The 13,990-nt window shown below is 70.9% G+C and carries 12 protein-coding genes; 2 read left to right on the top strand and 10 right to left on the bottom strand.

The features are described from left to right. Window positions 1-543: 543 nt before the first annotated feature. From tyrS to argC, 9 genes are all read right to left on the bottom strand, one after another. Window positions 544-1,818, bottom strand: a complete 1,275-nt coding sequence (gene tyrS, locus R4I43_RS25080) for a tyrosine--tRNA ligase (protein ID WP_324268149.1) — start codon at window positions 1,816-1,818, stop codon at window positions 544-546. 33 nt (window positions 1,819-1,851) lie between these two features. Continuing rightward, on the bottom strand, window positions 1,852-2,475 hold the full coding sequence (locus R4I43_RS25075) for a DNA-3-methyladenine glycosylase (protein WP_324268148.1): 624 nt from the start codon (window positions 2,473-2,475) through the stop codon (window positions 1,852-1,854). Window positions 2,476-2,509: 34 nt separating this feature from the next. Continuing rightward, complete coding sequence (argH, locus tag R4I43_RS25070; RefSeq protein ID WP_324268147.1) at window positions 2,510-3,931, bottom strand: argininosuccinate lyase; 1,422 nt, start codon at window positions 3,929-3,931, stop codon at window positions 2,510-2,512. 110 nt (window positions 3,932-4,041) lie between these two features. After that, on the bottom strand, window positions 4,042-4,545 hold the full coding sequence (locus tag R4I43_RS25065) for an arginine repressor (RefSeq protein WP_324268146.1): 504 nt from the start codon (window positions 4,543-4,545) through the stop codon (window positions 4,042-4,044). Beyond that, entirely contained in the window at window positions 4,542-5,465 is a 924-nt protein-coding gene (gene argF, locus R4I43_RS25060; RefSeq protein WP_324268145.1) for an ornithine carbamoyltransferase, read from the bottom strand. Before argF ends, R4I43_RS25065 begins: the two co-directional genes overlap by 4 nt. A gap of 1 nt (window position 5,466) precedes the next feature. Beyond that, window positions 5,467-6,654 (bottom strand): acetylornithine transaminase, encoded by a 1,188-nt coding sequence (locus R4I43_RS25055; RefSeq protein WP_324268144.1) that lies wholly within the window; start codon window positions 6,652-6,654, stop codon window positions 5,467-5,469. Then, on the bottom strand, window positions 6,651-7,559 hold the full coding sequence (gene argB / locus R4I43_RS25050; RefSeq protein ID WP_324268143.1) for an acetylglutamate kinase: 909 nt from the start codon (window positions 7,557-7,559) through the stop codon (window positions 6,651-6,653). The genes R4I43_RS25055 and argB overlap by 4 nt, the downstream gene beginning before the upstream one ends. Then, window positions 7,556-8,716, bottom strand: coding sequence for a bifunctional glutamate N-acetyltransferase/amino-acid acetyltransferase ArgJ (gene argJ, locus R4I43_RS25045; RefSeq protein WP_324268142.1), 1,161 nt, complete (start codon window positions 8,714-8,716; stop codon window positions 7,556-7,558). Before argJ ends, argB begins: the two co-directional genes overlap by 4 nt. A 28-nt stretch (window positions 8,717-8,744) precedes the next feature. Further along, window positions 8,745-9,773, bottom strand: a complete 1,029-nt coding sequence (argC, locus tag R4I43_RS25040) for an N-acetyl-gamma-glutamyl-phosphate reductase (RefSeq protein WP_324268141.1) — start codon at window positions 9,771-9,773, stop codon at window positions 8,745-8,747. A 167-nt stretch (window positions 9,774-9,940) separates the two neighbouring features. On the opposite strand from argC, the gene R4I43_RS25035 reads away from it, so the two are divergent. Together R4I43_RS25035 and R4I43_RS25030 are read left to right on the top strand one after the other, a co-directional pair. Further along, window positions 9,941-10,630: a DNA alkylation repair protein gene (locus tag R4I43_RS25035; protein ID WP_324268140.1), complete on the top strand. Its 690-nt coding sequence runs from the start codon at window positions 9,941-9,943 to the stop codon at window positions 10,628-10,630. Between the two features lie 192 nt (window positions 10,631-10,822). Beyond that, entirely contained in the window at window positions 10,823-11,419 is a 597-nt protein-coding gene (locus R4I43_RS25030) for a GNAT family N-acetyltransferase (RefSeq protein WP_324268139.1), read from the top strand. 59 nt (window positions 11,420-11,478) lie between these two features. On the opposite strand, the gene pheT is transcribed toward R4I43_RS25030, so the two are convergent. Then, entirely contained in the window at window positions 11,479-13,971 is a 2,493-nt protein-coding gene (gene pheT, locus R4I43_RS25025) for a phenylalanine--tRNA ligase subunit beta (RefSeq protein ID WP_324268138.1), read from the bottom strand. Window positions 13,972-13,990 lie beyond the last annotated feature (19 nt).

Genomic DNA, 13,990 nt, shown 5'->3' with positions numbered 1-13,990 from the left:
AGATCCCGCGATGAGTTGGTTAGGGGCATATAAAGAACACTAACCAAAACAGTCCACTGTTGAGTTCTCAAAGAACACACCCACACCATCACCCACGACCCATTTCAGAGCCGCACGATCCGGGGAGCCATTTCCTCGTTCGCGCTTTTGCTGTGTTCAAGACTAGCAGGCCCTTTTTTCGGTCTCACCGGGGGGTATCCCTTATCCGGTGGCCGCCGAAATGTCGGCTCGCTATTCCGCCCAGCAGCTTACCAAGCGCTATTTTCAATCAAAGAACAGGGTGGAAAACCGCGTCCGCATCCCCAAGCCCTTTGGCTTGCTTCTACTTTCTTGGTTTCCCGTTCGGGGCGCCCACTCTACCATCCGGAGACAGGAGCTTGGTTCGCAACCCCGCATCAGGCCCGGCCCGGTTTCCCGGCCCGTGTCGCGCTGACTCGGAATAAGTTACACGGTCGGTTCCGGAGGGGTCAAACCGGGGGGTCCTCAACCGCAACGGGGCGCTCACCCGCAGGTCAGCGCCCCGTTCCCGTGCTCGTGCTGGGCTCAGTTCAGGATCTTGGCGCCCGCGGTGTGGCGCTTGCCACGGCGAACGACCAGCCACCGCCCGTGCAGCAGGTCGTCTTGGGTCGGCACCCAGTCCTCATCAGCGATCTTGACGTTGTTGACGTACGCGCCGCCCTCCTTGATGGTGCGTCGCGCGGCGCCCTTGCCGTCGACCAATCCGGTCTCGACCAGCAGGTCGACGATGCTCGGGCCGTCGGCCAGGCGCAGTTCGGCGCTCGGAACGGCCGCCATCGCGGAGTCCAGGGTCGCCTCGTCGAGCTCGGCGATCTCCCCGCGACCGAACAGCGCCTGGCTGGCCGCGATCACCTTGCGGGTCTGGTCCTCGCCGTGCACCAGCGTGGTCAGCTCCTCGGCGAGGCGCTTCTGCCCGGCTCGCAGCTGCGGGCGTTCGACCGTGGTCTTCTCCAGCTCCTCGACCTCCTCGCGGTCGAGGAAGGTGAACAGCCGCAGGTAGTTGGGCACGTCGGCGTCGGCGGCGTTGACGAAGTACTGGTACCAGGCGTACGGCGAGGTCAGCGACGGGTCGAGCCAGACGTTGCCGCCTCCGGTGGACTTGCCGAACTTGCGGCCTTCCGAGTCGGTGACCAGCGGGAGCGTCAGCGCGTGCGCGGCGGCGCCCTCCTGCTTCCGGACCAGGTCGACGCCGGCGATGATGTTGCCCCACTGGTCCGAGCCGCCGAGCTGCAACTTCGTGCCGTGCTCCCGGTAGAGCTGCACGTAGTCGTTGGCCTGCAGCAGCATGTAGCTGAACTCGGTGTAGGAGATGCCGTCGGTCTCCAGCCGGCGTTTGACCGTCTCGCGCGCCAGCATCGTGTTGACCGAGAAGTGCTTGCCGACTTCGCGCAGGAACGCGGTGACCGACAGGTTCGCGGTCCAGTCCGCGTTGTTGGCCATGATCCCGCCGGTCGGCGAGTCGTCGAAGTCGACGAACGTCGACAGCTGGTCGCGGATCTTGCCGGTCCACTCGGCAACGGTGCTCTCGTCGTGCAGGTTGCGCTCGCCGACGTCGCGCGGATCGCCGATCAGACCGGTCGCGCCACCGGCCAGCACCACGGGCCGGTGACCGGCCTGCTGGAAGCGGCGGAGCGTCAGCATCGGGATCAGGTGGCCGGCGTGCAGGCTCGGCGCGGTCGGGTCGAACCCGGCGTAGAGAGTGAGCGGGCCGGTGTCGAGGTCTCGTCGCAGCGCGTCGAGGTCGGTGGATTGCGCGATCAGTCCGCGCCAGGCCAGCTCGTCAAGGATGTGCTCACTCACGCGGTTCAGTTTCGCGCATCCCCGCAACTGGGTTCACGCCCGGGCTCGGATGCGGCGGCGTCCGCCACGCCGGTAGGCGCTGACGGCCTCCGAACCGTCGACCCACGACCGCCACGGCAGGTCCATCGCGGCCGCGACGCCGACCCGGGGCCCGCTGCGGACGTCGTCCTCGGCGACCTGGGTGCCGTTGTAGAGGCGGACCGGCGATTCCGGGTCGGTCAGGTCGATGCCGTTGTGCTCGCGGGTGATACCCAGCACCCCGGCGAGCCGGGCGGGGCCGCTGGCCAGCTGGGCGTCCTTGCGGGCGGCGGGTTTGCGGCTGCGGGCCAGGTCGCGGCCGGTGGTGATCTCCCCGGCGCGCACCAGCACCGCCCCGGGGACGCCGTCGGACAGGCACACCACGTTGATGCAGAAGTGCATCCCGTAGACGAAGTACACGTAGAGGTGACCGGCCGGGCCGAACATCACCGAGTTGCGCTCGGTCCTGCCCCGGTAGCAGTGCGACGCGGGATCGTCGGTGCCCCGGTAGGCCTCGACCTCGACCAGGCGCACGCCGACCTCGCCCTCCGGGCTGCTGGACCGCAGTTCGCAGCCCAGCAGCCGGCGCGCGACCCACAGCGGGTCGCGGGCCAGCTCCTCGCGCGTCACCTGGTCCACGCTCAGCACCCTACCGGGCGCGCTGAGATCTCGATCATTCCGACAGCCACCCCCGGTGCTCGGCCACGGCCGCGACGACCCGCTCGCGCTGCTCGGCGACGCGGGCCGGGGCGGTGCCGCCGTGCGAGTCGCGGGACTCGATGGATCCGGCGACCGTCAGCACCTCGCGGACCTGCGCGGTCAGCGCGGGGTGGGCGGCGGCCAGTTCCTCGTCGGTGAGCTCGTCGAGGCCGACGCCGCGCGTCTCGGCGGTGCGCACGCACTCCCCCGACGCCTCGTGGGCGACCCGGAACGGAACGCCTTGGCGCACCAGCCACTCGGCGATGTCGGTGGCGAGGGTGAAACCGGCGGGGGCGAGTTCGGCCATCCGCTCGGTGTGGAAGGTGAGGGTGCCGAGCATCCCGCTCATCGCGGGCAGCAGCAGGTCCAGCTGCTCGACGGAGTCGATGACCGGTTCCTTGTCCTCCTGCAGGTCCCGGTTGTAGGCGAGCGGGAGCGCCTTGAGGGTGCTCAGCAGGCCGGAGAGGTTGCCAATGAGCCGGCCGGACTTGCCCCGGGCGAGTTCGGCGACGTCGGGGTTCTTCTTCTGCGGCATGATCGAGCTGCCGGTGGCCCAGGCGTCGTCGAGGGTGATGTAGCCGAACTCGGCGGTGTTCCAGATGATCACCTCTTCGGCAATCCGGGAGAGGTTGACCCCGAGCATGGCCAGGCAGAACGCGGCCTCGGCGGCGAAGTCGCGGGCCGCGGTGCCGTCGATGGAGTTGTCGGTGGCTCCCCGGAAGCCCAGGTCGGCGGCGATGGCCTGCGGGTCCAGGCTCAGCGAGGAGCCGGCCAGTGCGCCGGAGCCGTAGGGCGAGTAGGCGGTGCGGGCGTCCCAGTCGCGGATCCGGGAGACGTCGCGCAGCAGGGCCTGGCAGTGCGCGAGCAGGTGGTGCCCGAGCAGCACCGGCTGGGCGTGCTGCAGGTGGGTGCGGCCGGGCAGCACCGCGTCCGGGTGCGCGGCGGCCTGCGCGACGAGCGCGTCGACGACGTCGAGGACGCCCGCGGCGACGCGCCGGTTGGCGTCCCGCAGCCACATCCGGAACAGGGTCGCGACCTGGTCGTTGCGGGAGCGGCCGGCGCGCAGCTTGCCGCCGAGGTCGGCGCCGACGCGCTCCAGCAGGCCGCGTTCGAGGGCGGTGTGCACGTCCTCGTCGTCGATGACCGGGGTGAAGGCGCCGGATTCGACGTCGGCGGCGAGGGTGTCGAGCCCGGCGAGCATGGCGTCGAGCTCGTCCTGGGTCAGCAGCCCGGCGCGGTGCAGGACGCGGGCGTGGGCGCGCGATCCGGCGATGTCGTAGGGCGCCAGCCGCCAATCGAAGTGCGTCGACAGGCTCAGCGCGGCCATCGCCTCGGCCGGGCCGGAGGCGAAGCGGCCGCCCCAGAGCTTGGTGGGCTCACTGCCTTGCTGCGTCACGTTCGGTTCCTCGGTGCTCTCTCGGTTGGTTGCGGGCAGTTCCAGGTCAGACTGCCCATGATCGATGTCCCGGTCAGTCCTCACCAGTACTGACCGCGGGAGACCGCGCCCTAGTCCTCATCCTCGGGTTCGAGGCCGCCCGCTGCCATCGCGGTGAAGCGCTCGGCGAGTTCCTTGCCGGTCAGGGGCTCGCGAGCGACGATCATGACGGTGTCGTCGCCCGCTATCGAGCCCACGACCTCGTTGAGCGCGGCGCGGTCGATGGCGCTGGCCAGGAACTGGGCGGCGCCGGGCGGTGTGCGCAGCACCGTGAGGTTGCCCGACCCGTCGGCGCTGGCGAGCAGTTCGCCGAGCAGCCTGCTCAGCCGCGAAGTGCCGCCCTGGACGCCGCGCACAGGACTGCCGTCCTCCGGGATGACGTAGACCGCCGCCCCGCCGTCCGGGCCGCGCAGCTTCACCGCGCCGAGCTCGTCGAGGTCCCTGGACAGCGTGGCCTGGGTGACCTCGATGCCGGCGTCGCCGAGCAGCTTGGCCAGCTCGGTCTGGCTGCGGATGTCCAGCGAGGACACGAGTTCGACGATGCGCGCCTGCCGCGCGACCCGCGTCGTGCTCATGATCGTCGCACCAGCCAGGCCAGCAGGGCCTTCTGCGCGTGCAGCCGGTTCTCGGCCTCGTCGAACACCGCGCTGGCGGGTCCGTCGATCACCTCGTCGGTGATCTCCAGGCCTCGGTGCGCGGGCAGGCAGTGCAGCACGCTGGTGTCGGACTTGCCGGTGGCGGCCAGCAGCTCGGTGTTGACCTGGTACGGGCGGAACGGGCTGACCCGGTCCTTGCCGTCGTTCTCCTGCCCCATCGACGTCCACGCGTCGGTGACCAGCACGTCCGCGCCCTCGACGGAGCTCTGCGGAGTGGTGTGCAGCTCGATCGAGCCGCCGGTCTCGGCCGCGCGCTTGCGGGCGGCTTCGAGCACCCACTCGACCGGGCGGAACCCCTCGGGCGCGCCGATGCGGACGTGCATGCCCGCGGTGGCGCCGCCGACCAGCAGCGAGTGGGCCATGTTGTTGGCGCCGTCGCCGAGGTAGGTCATGGTCAGCCCGGCGAGCTTGCCGTGGCGCTCGCGGATGGTCTGCAGGTCGGCGAGGACCTGGCAGGGGTGGAACTCGTCGGTGAGCGCGTTGATCACCGGCCCGCGCGAGGCCGAGGCCATCGCGTCGATGCGCGCCTGGGCGAATGTCCGCCACACCACGGCGTCGACGTAGCGGGACAGCACGCGCGAGGTGTCCTCGATGGTCTCCTCGCGGCCCAGCTGCATCATCCGCCCGTCCACCACGATCGGCTGTCCGCCGAGCTGGTGAATGCCGACCTCGAAGGACAGCCGCGTGCGGGTGGAGTTCTTCTCGAAGAGCACCGCGATGGACTTGCCCTTGAGCACATCCGACCCGAGCGGGTTGGCCTTGAGCTCGTCGGCGAGGTCGAGGACCTCGGCCTGCTCGTCAGGCGTGAGGTCGTCGTCGCGGAGGAAGTGCCGGGACATCTCAGTTCTCCTTGGCAGCGTTGAGCAGTTCGGGAAGGTCGGTGAGCAGTCGCTGCACCTGCTCACCGCGAACGACCAGCGGCGGGCACAGCCGGATGGCGTCCGGCTGGATGGGGTTGACCAAGTAGCCGCGTTCTTGCGCGGCGGCGGCGACCTTGGCGGAGACGGGCTCGGTGAGGCCGATGGCGATCAGCAGACCGGCGCCGCGCACCTCGCGGACGAGCGGGTGGCCGAGCCCCCGCACACCGTCGACGAGGTCCATGCCGACCTGCTCGACGTGGTCGAGCAGCCCGTCGTCCGCGATGGTGTCGAGCACCGCGAGCGCGGCGGCGCAGACGATCGGGTTACCGCCGAAGGTGGTGCCGTGCTGGCCGGGGTGCAGCAGGTCGCCTGCATCGCCGATGCCGATGCAGGCGCCGATGGGCAGACCGCCGCCGAGGCCCTTGGCGAGGGTGATCACGTCGGGGGTGACGTCTTCGCGCTGGAAGGCGAACCAGAAACCGGTGCGGCCGATGCCGGTCTGCACCTCGTCGAGCACCAGCAGGGCGCCGTTGCGGGTCGCGATCTCGCGGGCTGCGCGCAGGTAGCCCTCGGGCGGGACGACGACGCCGTTCTCGCCCTGGATCGGCTCCAGGAACACCGCGGCGGTGGTGTCGTCCACTTCGGACTCCAGCGCGGCGACGTCGCCGTAGGGCACGTGCACCACACCGGCCGGCATCGGCGCGAACGGCTCCTGCTTGGCGGGCTGACCGGTCAGCGCGAGCGCGCCCATCGTCCGCCCGTGGAAGCCGCCCTGAGTCGCGACGATCTTGGTGCGCCCGGTCAGCCGGGCGATCTTGAACGCGGCTTCGTTGGCCTCGGCGCCGGAGTTGCAGAACAGCACGCGTCCCCGGCCGGTGGCCCCGGCCAGCTCGAGCAGCCGCTCGGCCAGCGTCAGGCCGAGTTCGTGCACGTAGAGGTTGGAAACGTGGCCCATCTTCGCGACCTGGTCGGACACCGCCCGCACGATCGCGGGGTGGGCGTGGCCGAGGGCGTTCACGGCGATGCCGCTGACGAAGTCCAGGTAGGTCTTGCCGTCGGCGTCGGTGAGCTCGGCACCGGAACCGCTGACGAAGGTCAGCTTCGGGGTGCCGTAGTTGTCCATCATGGACGCCTGCCAGCGCTGCATCCCGGTGGCGTTGGTGGTCATGCGTCCTCCGATTCGACGGGGAACACCATCGTTCCCACTCCGGCACTGGTGAAGACCTCGAGCAGGACCGAGTGCGCCAGCCGCCCGTCGATGACGTGCGCGCGCGGCACTCCCCCGCGCACGGCGCGCAGGCAGGCCTCCATCTTCGGCACCATCCCCGAGGCCAAGCCCGGCAGCAGCTCCGCCAGCTGGTCCACGTCGAGCCTGCTGACCAGCGACGACTTGTCCGGCCAGTTGGTGTAGAGGCCTTCGACGTCGGTGAGCACCACGAGCTTCTCGGCGCCGAGCGCGACCGCCAGGGCACCGGCGGCGGTGTCGGCGTTGACGTTGTGCACCACGCCGTCGGCGTCGGGCGCCACCGTGGACACCACCGGGATGCGGCCCGCGCTGATCAGGTCGAGCACGGCCTCGGCGTTGACGTCGACGACGTCGCCGACCAGGCCGACGTCGACCGGTTCGCCGTCGACGGTGGCGGTGCGGCGGGCGGCGGTGAACAGCCGTGCGTCCTCGCCGGACATGCCGACCGCGTAGGGACCGTGCTGGTTGATCAGGCCGACGAGCTCGCGCCCGACCTGCCCGACCAGCACCATCCGCACGACGTCCATCGTCTCCGGCGAGGTCACCCGCAGTCCGCCGCGGAACTCGCCCTCCATGCCGAGCCGGTCGAGCATCGAGGTGATCTGCGGTCCGCCACCGTGCACCACGACGGGGCGCAGGCCCGCGAGCCGCAGGAACACCATGTCCTGCGCGAACGCGGCCTTGAGCTCGTCGTCGATCATGGCGTTGCCGCCGTACTTGATGACGACGGTGGCGCCGTTGAAGCGCTGCAGCCACGGGAGGGCTTCGACGAGGACGCTGGCCTTCTCGGCCGCGGTGGCCAGCCGATCGCTGGTGTCACTGGTCATGAGGAGTACGCGCTGTTCTCTTCGACGTAGTCGTGGGAGAGGTCGGTGGACAGGATCGTGGCCGCGTGCGAGCCGAGGTGCAGGTCGATGACGATCTCGATCTGCCGCCTGGACAGGTCGGCCTCGCTGCGGTCGCGGGCGGTCGCGCCGTCGGCGTAGAGCGTGACTCCGTTGGTGGCGATCTCGACCTTGTCCACGTCGATCTCGGCCTGGGCGCGGCCCAGCGCCATCGCGATGCGGCCCCAGTTCGGGTCGGAGCCGAACATCGCCGTCTTGACCAGGTTGTCCTCGGCGACGATGCGGCCGATGGTCACCGCGTCGGCTTCGCTGACGGCGCCGCGCACGGTGATGTCGATGGTCTTGGTGGCGCCCTCGGCGTCGTCCTGCAGCTGCCGCACCAGGTCCTGGCAGACCTCGGTGAGCAGCGCGGTGAACTCCTCCTGGGAGGCTTCGACGCCCGAGGCGCCGGAGGCCATGACCAGCACGGTGTCGTTGGTGGAGGTGCCGCCGTCGACGTCGAGCCGGTCGAAGGTCACCCGGGTGGCCGCGCGCAGCGCCTCGTCGAGGTCGGCTCCGCTGATCATCACGTCGGTGGTGATGACGCTGAGCATGGTGGCCATGTTCGGCGCGAGCATGCCCGCGCCCTTGGCGAACCCGCCGATCGACCAGCCGTTGTCGTGCGCGCGGTGGGCCTGCTTGGCCTTGCTGTCGGTGGTGAGCACGGCGGTGGCGGCGTCCAGGCCGGACTGCTCACCGGTGTCGAGGGCCTTGGCGGCGGAGTCGACGCCGGGCAGCAGCGCGTCCATCGGCAGGCGCTCGCCGATCAGGCCGGTCGAGCAGACCGCGACCTCGATCGCGCCGACGCCGAGCACGTCGGCGACCTTCTCCGCGGTGGCGTGGGTGTCCTGGAAGCCGCCGGGGCCGGTGCAGGCGTTGGCGCAGCCGGAGTTGAGCACGATCGCGTGCAGCTTGCGCTCCTGCAGCACCTGCTGGGACCACAGCACCGGCGCGGCCTTGACCTTGTTGGTGGTGAACACGCCGGCCGCGGACTGCTGCGGACCGTCGTTGACCACGAGTGCGAGATCGCGCGCGCCCGCTGCCTTGATGCCTGCGGCGATCCCCGCCGCCCGGAAACCGGCGGGACCGGTCACGCTCATTTCTTCTCCTCGGTTCTGGTGGCGGGGCTCACGGCGCGATGCCGGCGGTGGGCAGTCCGGTGGTCTCGGGAAGGCCGAGCGCGAGGTTCATGCACTGCACGGCACCGCCCGCGGTGCCCTTGGTGAGGTTGTCCTCGGCGCCGACCACGATCAGCCGACCGGCGTCCGGGTCGACGGTGACCTGCAGGTGGACGGTGTTGGCACCGAGCGTCGAGGAGGTCTGCGGCCAGGCCCCCTCGGGCAGGACGTGCACGAACGGCTCGTCGGCGTAGGCGTCGAGGTAGACCTTGCGGGCGGTCGCGGTGTCGACGTCGCCGCGCAGCGGGGCGGAGCAAGTGGCGAGGATGCCGCGCGCCATCGGCGCCAGCACGGGCGTGAAGGAGACCTTGACCACCTCCCCCGCCGCCGCGCTGAGGTTCTGGATCATCTCCGGGGTGTGCCGGTGGGCACCGCCGACGCCGTAGACGCTGGCCGAGCCCATGACCTCGGCGGAGAGCAGGTGCGGCTTGAGCGCGCGGCCCGCGCCGGAGGTGCCGGTGATCGCGGTGACCACGGCGTCGGGCTCGACGATGCCCGCGGCCAGGGCGGGCACGACGGCCAGCGACGACACCGTCGGGAAGCAGCCCGCGACGGCGACGCGCTTGCTGCCGCGCAGCCGCTCGCGCGCGCCGGGCAGTTCGGGCACGCCGTAGGGCCAGGTGCCGGGGTGGTCGCCGCCGTACCAGCGGGTCCAGTCCTCGGCGTCGTTGAGCCGGTGGTCGGCACCGCAGTCGATGACCACGACGTCGTCGCCGAGTTCGGCGGCGATGGCCGCGGAGTGCCCGTGCGGCAGCGCGAGGAAGACGACGTCGTGGCCGCGCAGCTGGTCGGCGGTCGTCTCGGTGAGTTCGCGGTCGGCCAGGGGCAGCAGGTTGGGGTGGTGCTGACCGAGGCGGCTGCCCGCGTTGCCCCCCGCCGTCAGCGCGCCGATCTCGACCTCGGGGTGCGCCAGGAGCAGGCGGAGCAGCTCTCCGCCCGCGTAGCCACTGGCACCCGCTACAGCAACCCTCACCGTCATGCGGATGATTATGCACTGCTATGCAAAATCAATCAAACGACTTGTGGCGGCCCGCCCAGTTTCCCACGTCACGTCCCCGCCCGACCTGTGATGTTGCGCCGAGCCCACACCCCCGGCCACCTGCGTCGCGGGGTGCGGCGTCGGGGGCCGGTGGCAGGATCGGCGGGGTGGGTGAGGTCACGGGGTTCCGCGAGGCGGCGTTGCGGCTGCTCGAGGAGCACGCCGTGGCGGAGGACGCGCCCGCGATGCAGCGGTACATGAAGTCGGAGATGCCGTTCGTCGGGGTGCGCAAACCCGCGCGCGTGAGCATCGTCGACGAGCTGTGCCGGCGGTTCCCCTTCACGACGCAGCAGGACCTGGTCGATTCCGCGCGGGCGCTCTGGCGGGACGCGACCTACCGGGAGGAGCGCTACGTCGCGCTCTCGGTGACCGGGCACCGGGCGCAGCGGCGCTTCCAGGACACCGGCGCGCTCGGGCTCTACGAGGAGTTCGTGGTCACCGGGGCGTGGTGGGACTTCGTCGACGAGGTCGCCAGCCGGCGCATCGGACCGCTGCTGCTGAGCGATCCGGACGTGGTGCGCCCGATGCTGCTGCGCTGGTCCACCGACGACGACCGCTGGCGCCGCCGCACGGCGATCATCGCACAGCTGCGCGCCAAGGACCGCACCGACGTCGAGCTCCTGCGCCGCGCGGTCCAAGCCAACCTCACCGATCCCGACTTCTTCCTCCGCAAGGCGATCGGCTGGGCGCTGCGCGAGCACGCCAAGACCGATCCGGAATGGGTCCGCGACTTCGCCGCGAACCACGAGCTGTCCCCGCTGTCCCGGCGCGAAGCCCTCCGCAACATCGGCGGATGACCCGATCTTCACCGTTCGCGATCGCCCGAGCAGGTGCGCGTCACCAAATCACCCGCAATGACGGCATTTCGGGCTCCGGCGTTGACACCGGGTAACTCGCGGGTCATCCAGGTTTCACAGCGCTTGCACGACGTCACAGCACGTGGACCCCCCTGTGGATTCGGTCGGCCCAGGAGGGCATCATCGAGATCGATGACGATGATCCCGCCGCACCCGAACCTGGGGGCCCGCCACGGCGCGGCGCCGATCACGACGTCGTCCTGGGTCGGGCGGCAGGTGCTGTTAAGGCGCGTCGCCGCCGCTGACAGACGCATCCTGGCCGGTTTCGACCAGGACCCCACCCGCGCTCCGTACGCGCAGACCGACGGGTACCGCCACTGGGCGGCGCACCGCGCGAACCACGCCGACTCCCCCGACGACTTCCAGCTGGCCATCGAAACCCGCCGGGACCAGGTCCTCGTCGGCTCGATGTGCACGAGCAAGGCCGACGAACCAGGCGTTTTCAGCTACGGCGTCGGCATCGGCCCGATGCACCGCAGGCACGGCTACGCCGACGACGCGATCATCACGCTGCTCGCGGTCATGTTCGGACGCCGCAAGTTCCGCAAGTGCCAGGTCGGCATCTACCAGGAGAACGTCGCGTCCCTGGCGCTCCACACCAAGCTCGGCTTCCGCGAGGAAGGCCGCACCAGCGAACCCGACTCCCTCTCCGACGGCATGCTGCACCTGGTCATCATGGGCCTCACCGCCGAGGACTTCACCGCGAAGCACCTCCCCCGCAACCACTGAGAACGCGAGAACGGCCCCGTCCCGGGACTTCCCGGGGCGGGGCCGTTCTGCGTGGTGCGTCAGGCGCGGAGGGTGGCTCCGAGGCGGTCGGTTGCGGACTTGACCGCTGCGTCCCTGGCCTCGGTGGCTTCCTCCTGCTTGAGGGTGCGGTCCGGGGCGCGGAAGCGCAGGGCCAGGGCCAGCGACTTCTTGCCCTGCTCCAGCTGCTCGCCCGCGTAGACGTCGAAGAGGCGGACGTCCTCCAGCAGCTCGCCACCGCCGGTGCGGACCGCTTCGACGACGTCGGAGGCCGCGACCGAGGCGTCGACCACCAGCGCCACGTCCATCAGCACCGGCGGGTACGCCGAGATGTCCGGCGCGGTGCGGCGCTCGACCAGCGGCAGCGCGTCGAGGTCGAGCTCCATCGCGCTGGTGCGCTTGGGCAGGCCCAGCGCTTCGACGACCTTCGGGTGCAGCTCACCGGCGTGGCCCACGACCTGCTCGCCGACCAGCAGCTCGGCACAGCGGCCCGGGTGCCACGGGGCGTGCTCGGCGTTGCGGACCGCCAACTCGACGCCGGCGGCCGAGGCCACCACGCGAGCCGCCTGGATGGCGTCCGCCCAATCGGCGGCACGGCCCTTGCCCCACCAGCCGGCCAGCTCGCGCTGACCCGCGAGCACCGTCGCCACGCGCGTGGGCTGCTCGGGCAACGCCGCCAGCAGCCCCGCGATCTGCTCGTCGGTGGGGCGGCCGTCGACGCCGACCTCCGGCACCGCGGGCTGGTCGGCCGACGGCTGGCTGACCTGTCCGATGTGGAACAGCGCGACGTCGCGGTGACCGCGGGAGACGTTGCGCTGCAAGGTGTCCAGCAGGCCCGTCAGCAGGGTCGTGGTCAGCTGCGACTTGTCGCTCTCCAGCGCGTTGAGCACGTTCACCGTGCGGCGGCGCTCGTCGTCCTCGGCGAGGCCGAAGGCGTCCAGCGTCTCCTTGCCGGTGAACGGGAACGGCAGCACCTCGACGTAGCCGGCACCGGCCAGGGCGCGGGAGACCGCGCGCTTGCGGCGCTGCGCGGCCGACAGGCCGTGGCCGGGCGGCGCGGCGGGCAGCACCGACGGGATCGTGTGGTAGCCCTCCAGCCGCAGCACCTCCTCGACCAGGTCGAACGGCTGCGTCAGGTCCGGACGCCAGGACGGCGGGGTCGCGGTGATCAGGCCGACGCCGTCGTCGGAGGTGCCCAGGTCGATCTTGCAGCCGATCTGGGTCAGCCGTCGCGCGGTCACGCCGCGCTCGTAGGAGACACCGGCGACCTTGTCCGGCAGCGCCAGCGGCATCGTCACCGGGGCCGGCGACTTCGGCTCGCCGACGTCGGTGCGGCCTGGTGCGATCGTGCCGTCGCCGTAGCGGACCAGCAGCTGCGCGGCCAGCTCGGCGGCCACCGGCGCCACGGCCGGGTCCACCGTGCGCTCGAAGCGCTTGCCCGCCTCGCTGGGCAGCTTGTGGCGGCGGATGGTGCGGGCGATGTTGGCCGGGTCCCAGTTCGCCGCCTCGATCAGCACGTCGTGCGTGCCGTCGCCGATCTCGGTGCTCTCGCCGCCCATGACACCGGCCAGCGACACCACGCCGGAGTCGTCGGCGATGACGATGTCGTCGGGGTCCAGCGCGCGGACCTGCCCGTCCAGCGTGGTCAGCTTCTCGCCGCTCTCGGCGTGGCGGACCACCAGGTCACCAGCCACCTTCGTCGCGTCGAAGGCGTGCAGCGGCTGACCCAGCTCCAGCATCACGTAGTTGGTGACGTCCACCGACAGCGAGATCGAGCGGATGCCCGCCAGCGCCAGGCGGCGGCGCATCCACCACGGGCTCGGCGCCGTCGGGTCCACGCCGGTGACCCGGCGCAGCACGAACCGCGAGCACGCCTGGGAATCGCGCAGCTCGACACCGCGCGAGGGCTTGTCGTCCTCCGGCACCGGGCGGGTGCCCGGGTCGCCGAACGGCACGTCCAGCGCGTTGGACAGCTCGCGGGCCAGTCCGCGCACCGAGAAGCAGTAGCCGCGGTCGGGCGTGATGGCCAGCTCGATGATCGAGTCGTCGAGCCCGACCAGGTCCACCGCGTCGTCACCGGGGTCGGCCGAACCGGGCGGCAGCACCAGGATGCCGTCGTGGTCCTCGCCGAGGCCCAGCTCCTTGGCGGAGCAGATCATGCCCTCGCTGAGCTTGCCGTAGGTCTTGCGCGAGCTGATCTCGAACTCACCCGGCAGCACCGTGCCGGGCAGCGCGACGACGACCAGGTCGCCCTCGGAGAAGTTGCGAGCACCGCAGATGATGTTCTGCAGCTTCTGCTCGCCCTCCTCGGAGGCGCCGATCTCGACCTTGCAGTACCGGATCGGCTTCTTGAACTCGGTGAGCTCTTCGATCTCGGCGACGCGACCGGCCACGAGCGGGCCGCGCACCTGCGTCAGGTGCTCGACCTCCTCGACCTCCAACCCGATCCGGATGAACGCCTCTGCCAGCGTCTCCGCGGTCGTCTCCTCGGGCAGCTCGAGGTGCTCGGCCAGCCAGGAAACCGGAATCCGCACTTGGTCAGGCCCTTCTCTC

Source organism: Saccharopolyspora mangrovi (genome assembly GCF_035320975.1).
Classification (GTDB): Bacteria; Actinomycetota; Actinomycetes; order Mycobacteriales; family Pseudonocardiaceae; genus Saccharopolyspora; species Saccharopolyspora mangrovi.
The sequence above is the reverse complement of the archived record's forward strand: the minus strand, read 5'-3'. Positions and strand labels throughout refer to the sequence as shown.

Excerpts from the sequence above, each read along its gene's own strand:
- R4I43_RS25065 (WP_324268146.1), bottom strand. The coding sequence starts at position 4,545 with ATGAGCACGACGCGGGTCGCGCGGCAGGCGCGCATCGTCGAACTCGTG.
- argF (WP_324268145.1), bottom strand. The coding sequence starts at position 5,465 with ATGTCCCGGCACTTCCTCCGCGACGACGACCTCACGCCTGACGAGCAG.
- R4I43_RS25055 (WP_324268144.1), bottom strand. The coding sequence starts at position 6,654 with ATGACCACCAACGCCACCGGGATGCAGCGCTGGCAGGCGTCCATGATG.
- argB (WP_324268143.1), bottom strand. The coding sequence starts at position 7,559 with ATGACCAGTGACACCAGCGATCGGCTGGCCACCGCGGCCGAGAAGGCC.
- argJ (WP_324268142.1), bottom strand. The coding sequence starts at position 8,716 with ATGAGCGTGACCGGTCCCGCCGGTTTCCGGGCGGCGGGGATCGCCGCA.
- argC (WP_324268141.1), bottom strand. The coding sequence starts at position 9,773 with ATGACGGTGAGGGTTGCTGTAGCGGGTGCCAGTGGCTACGCGGGCGGA.
- R4I43_RS25030 (WP_324268139.1), top strand. The coding sequence starts at position 10,823 with ATGACGATGATCCCGCCGCACCCGAACCTGGGGGCCCGCCACGGCGCG.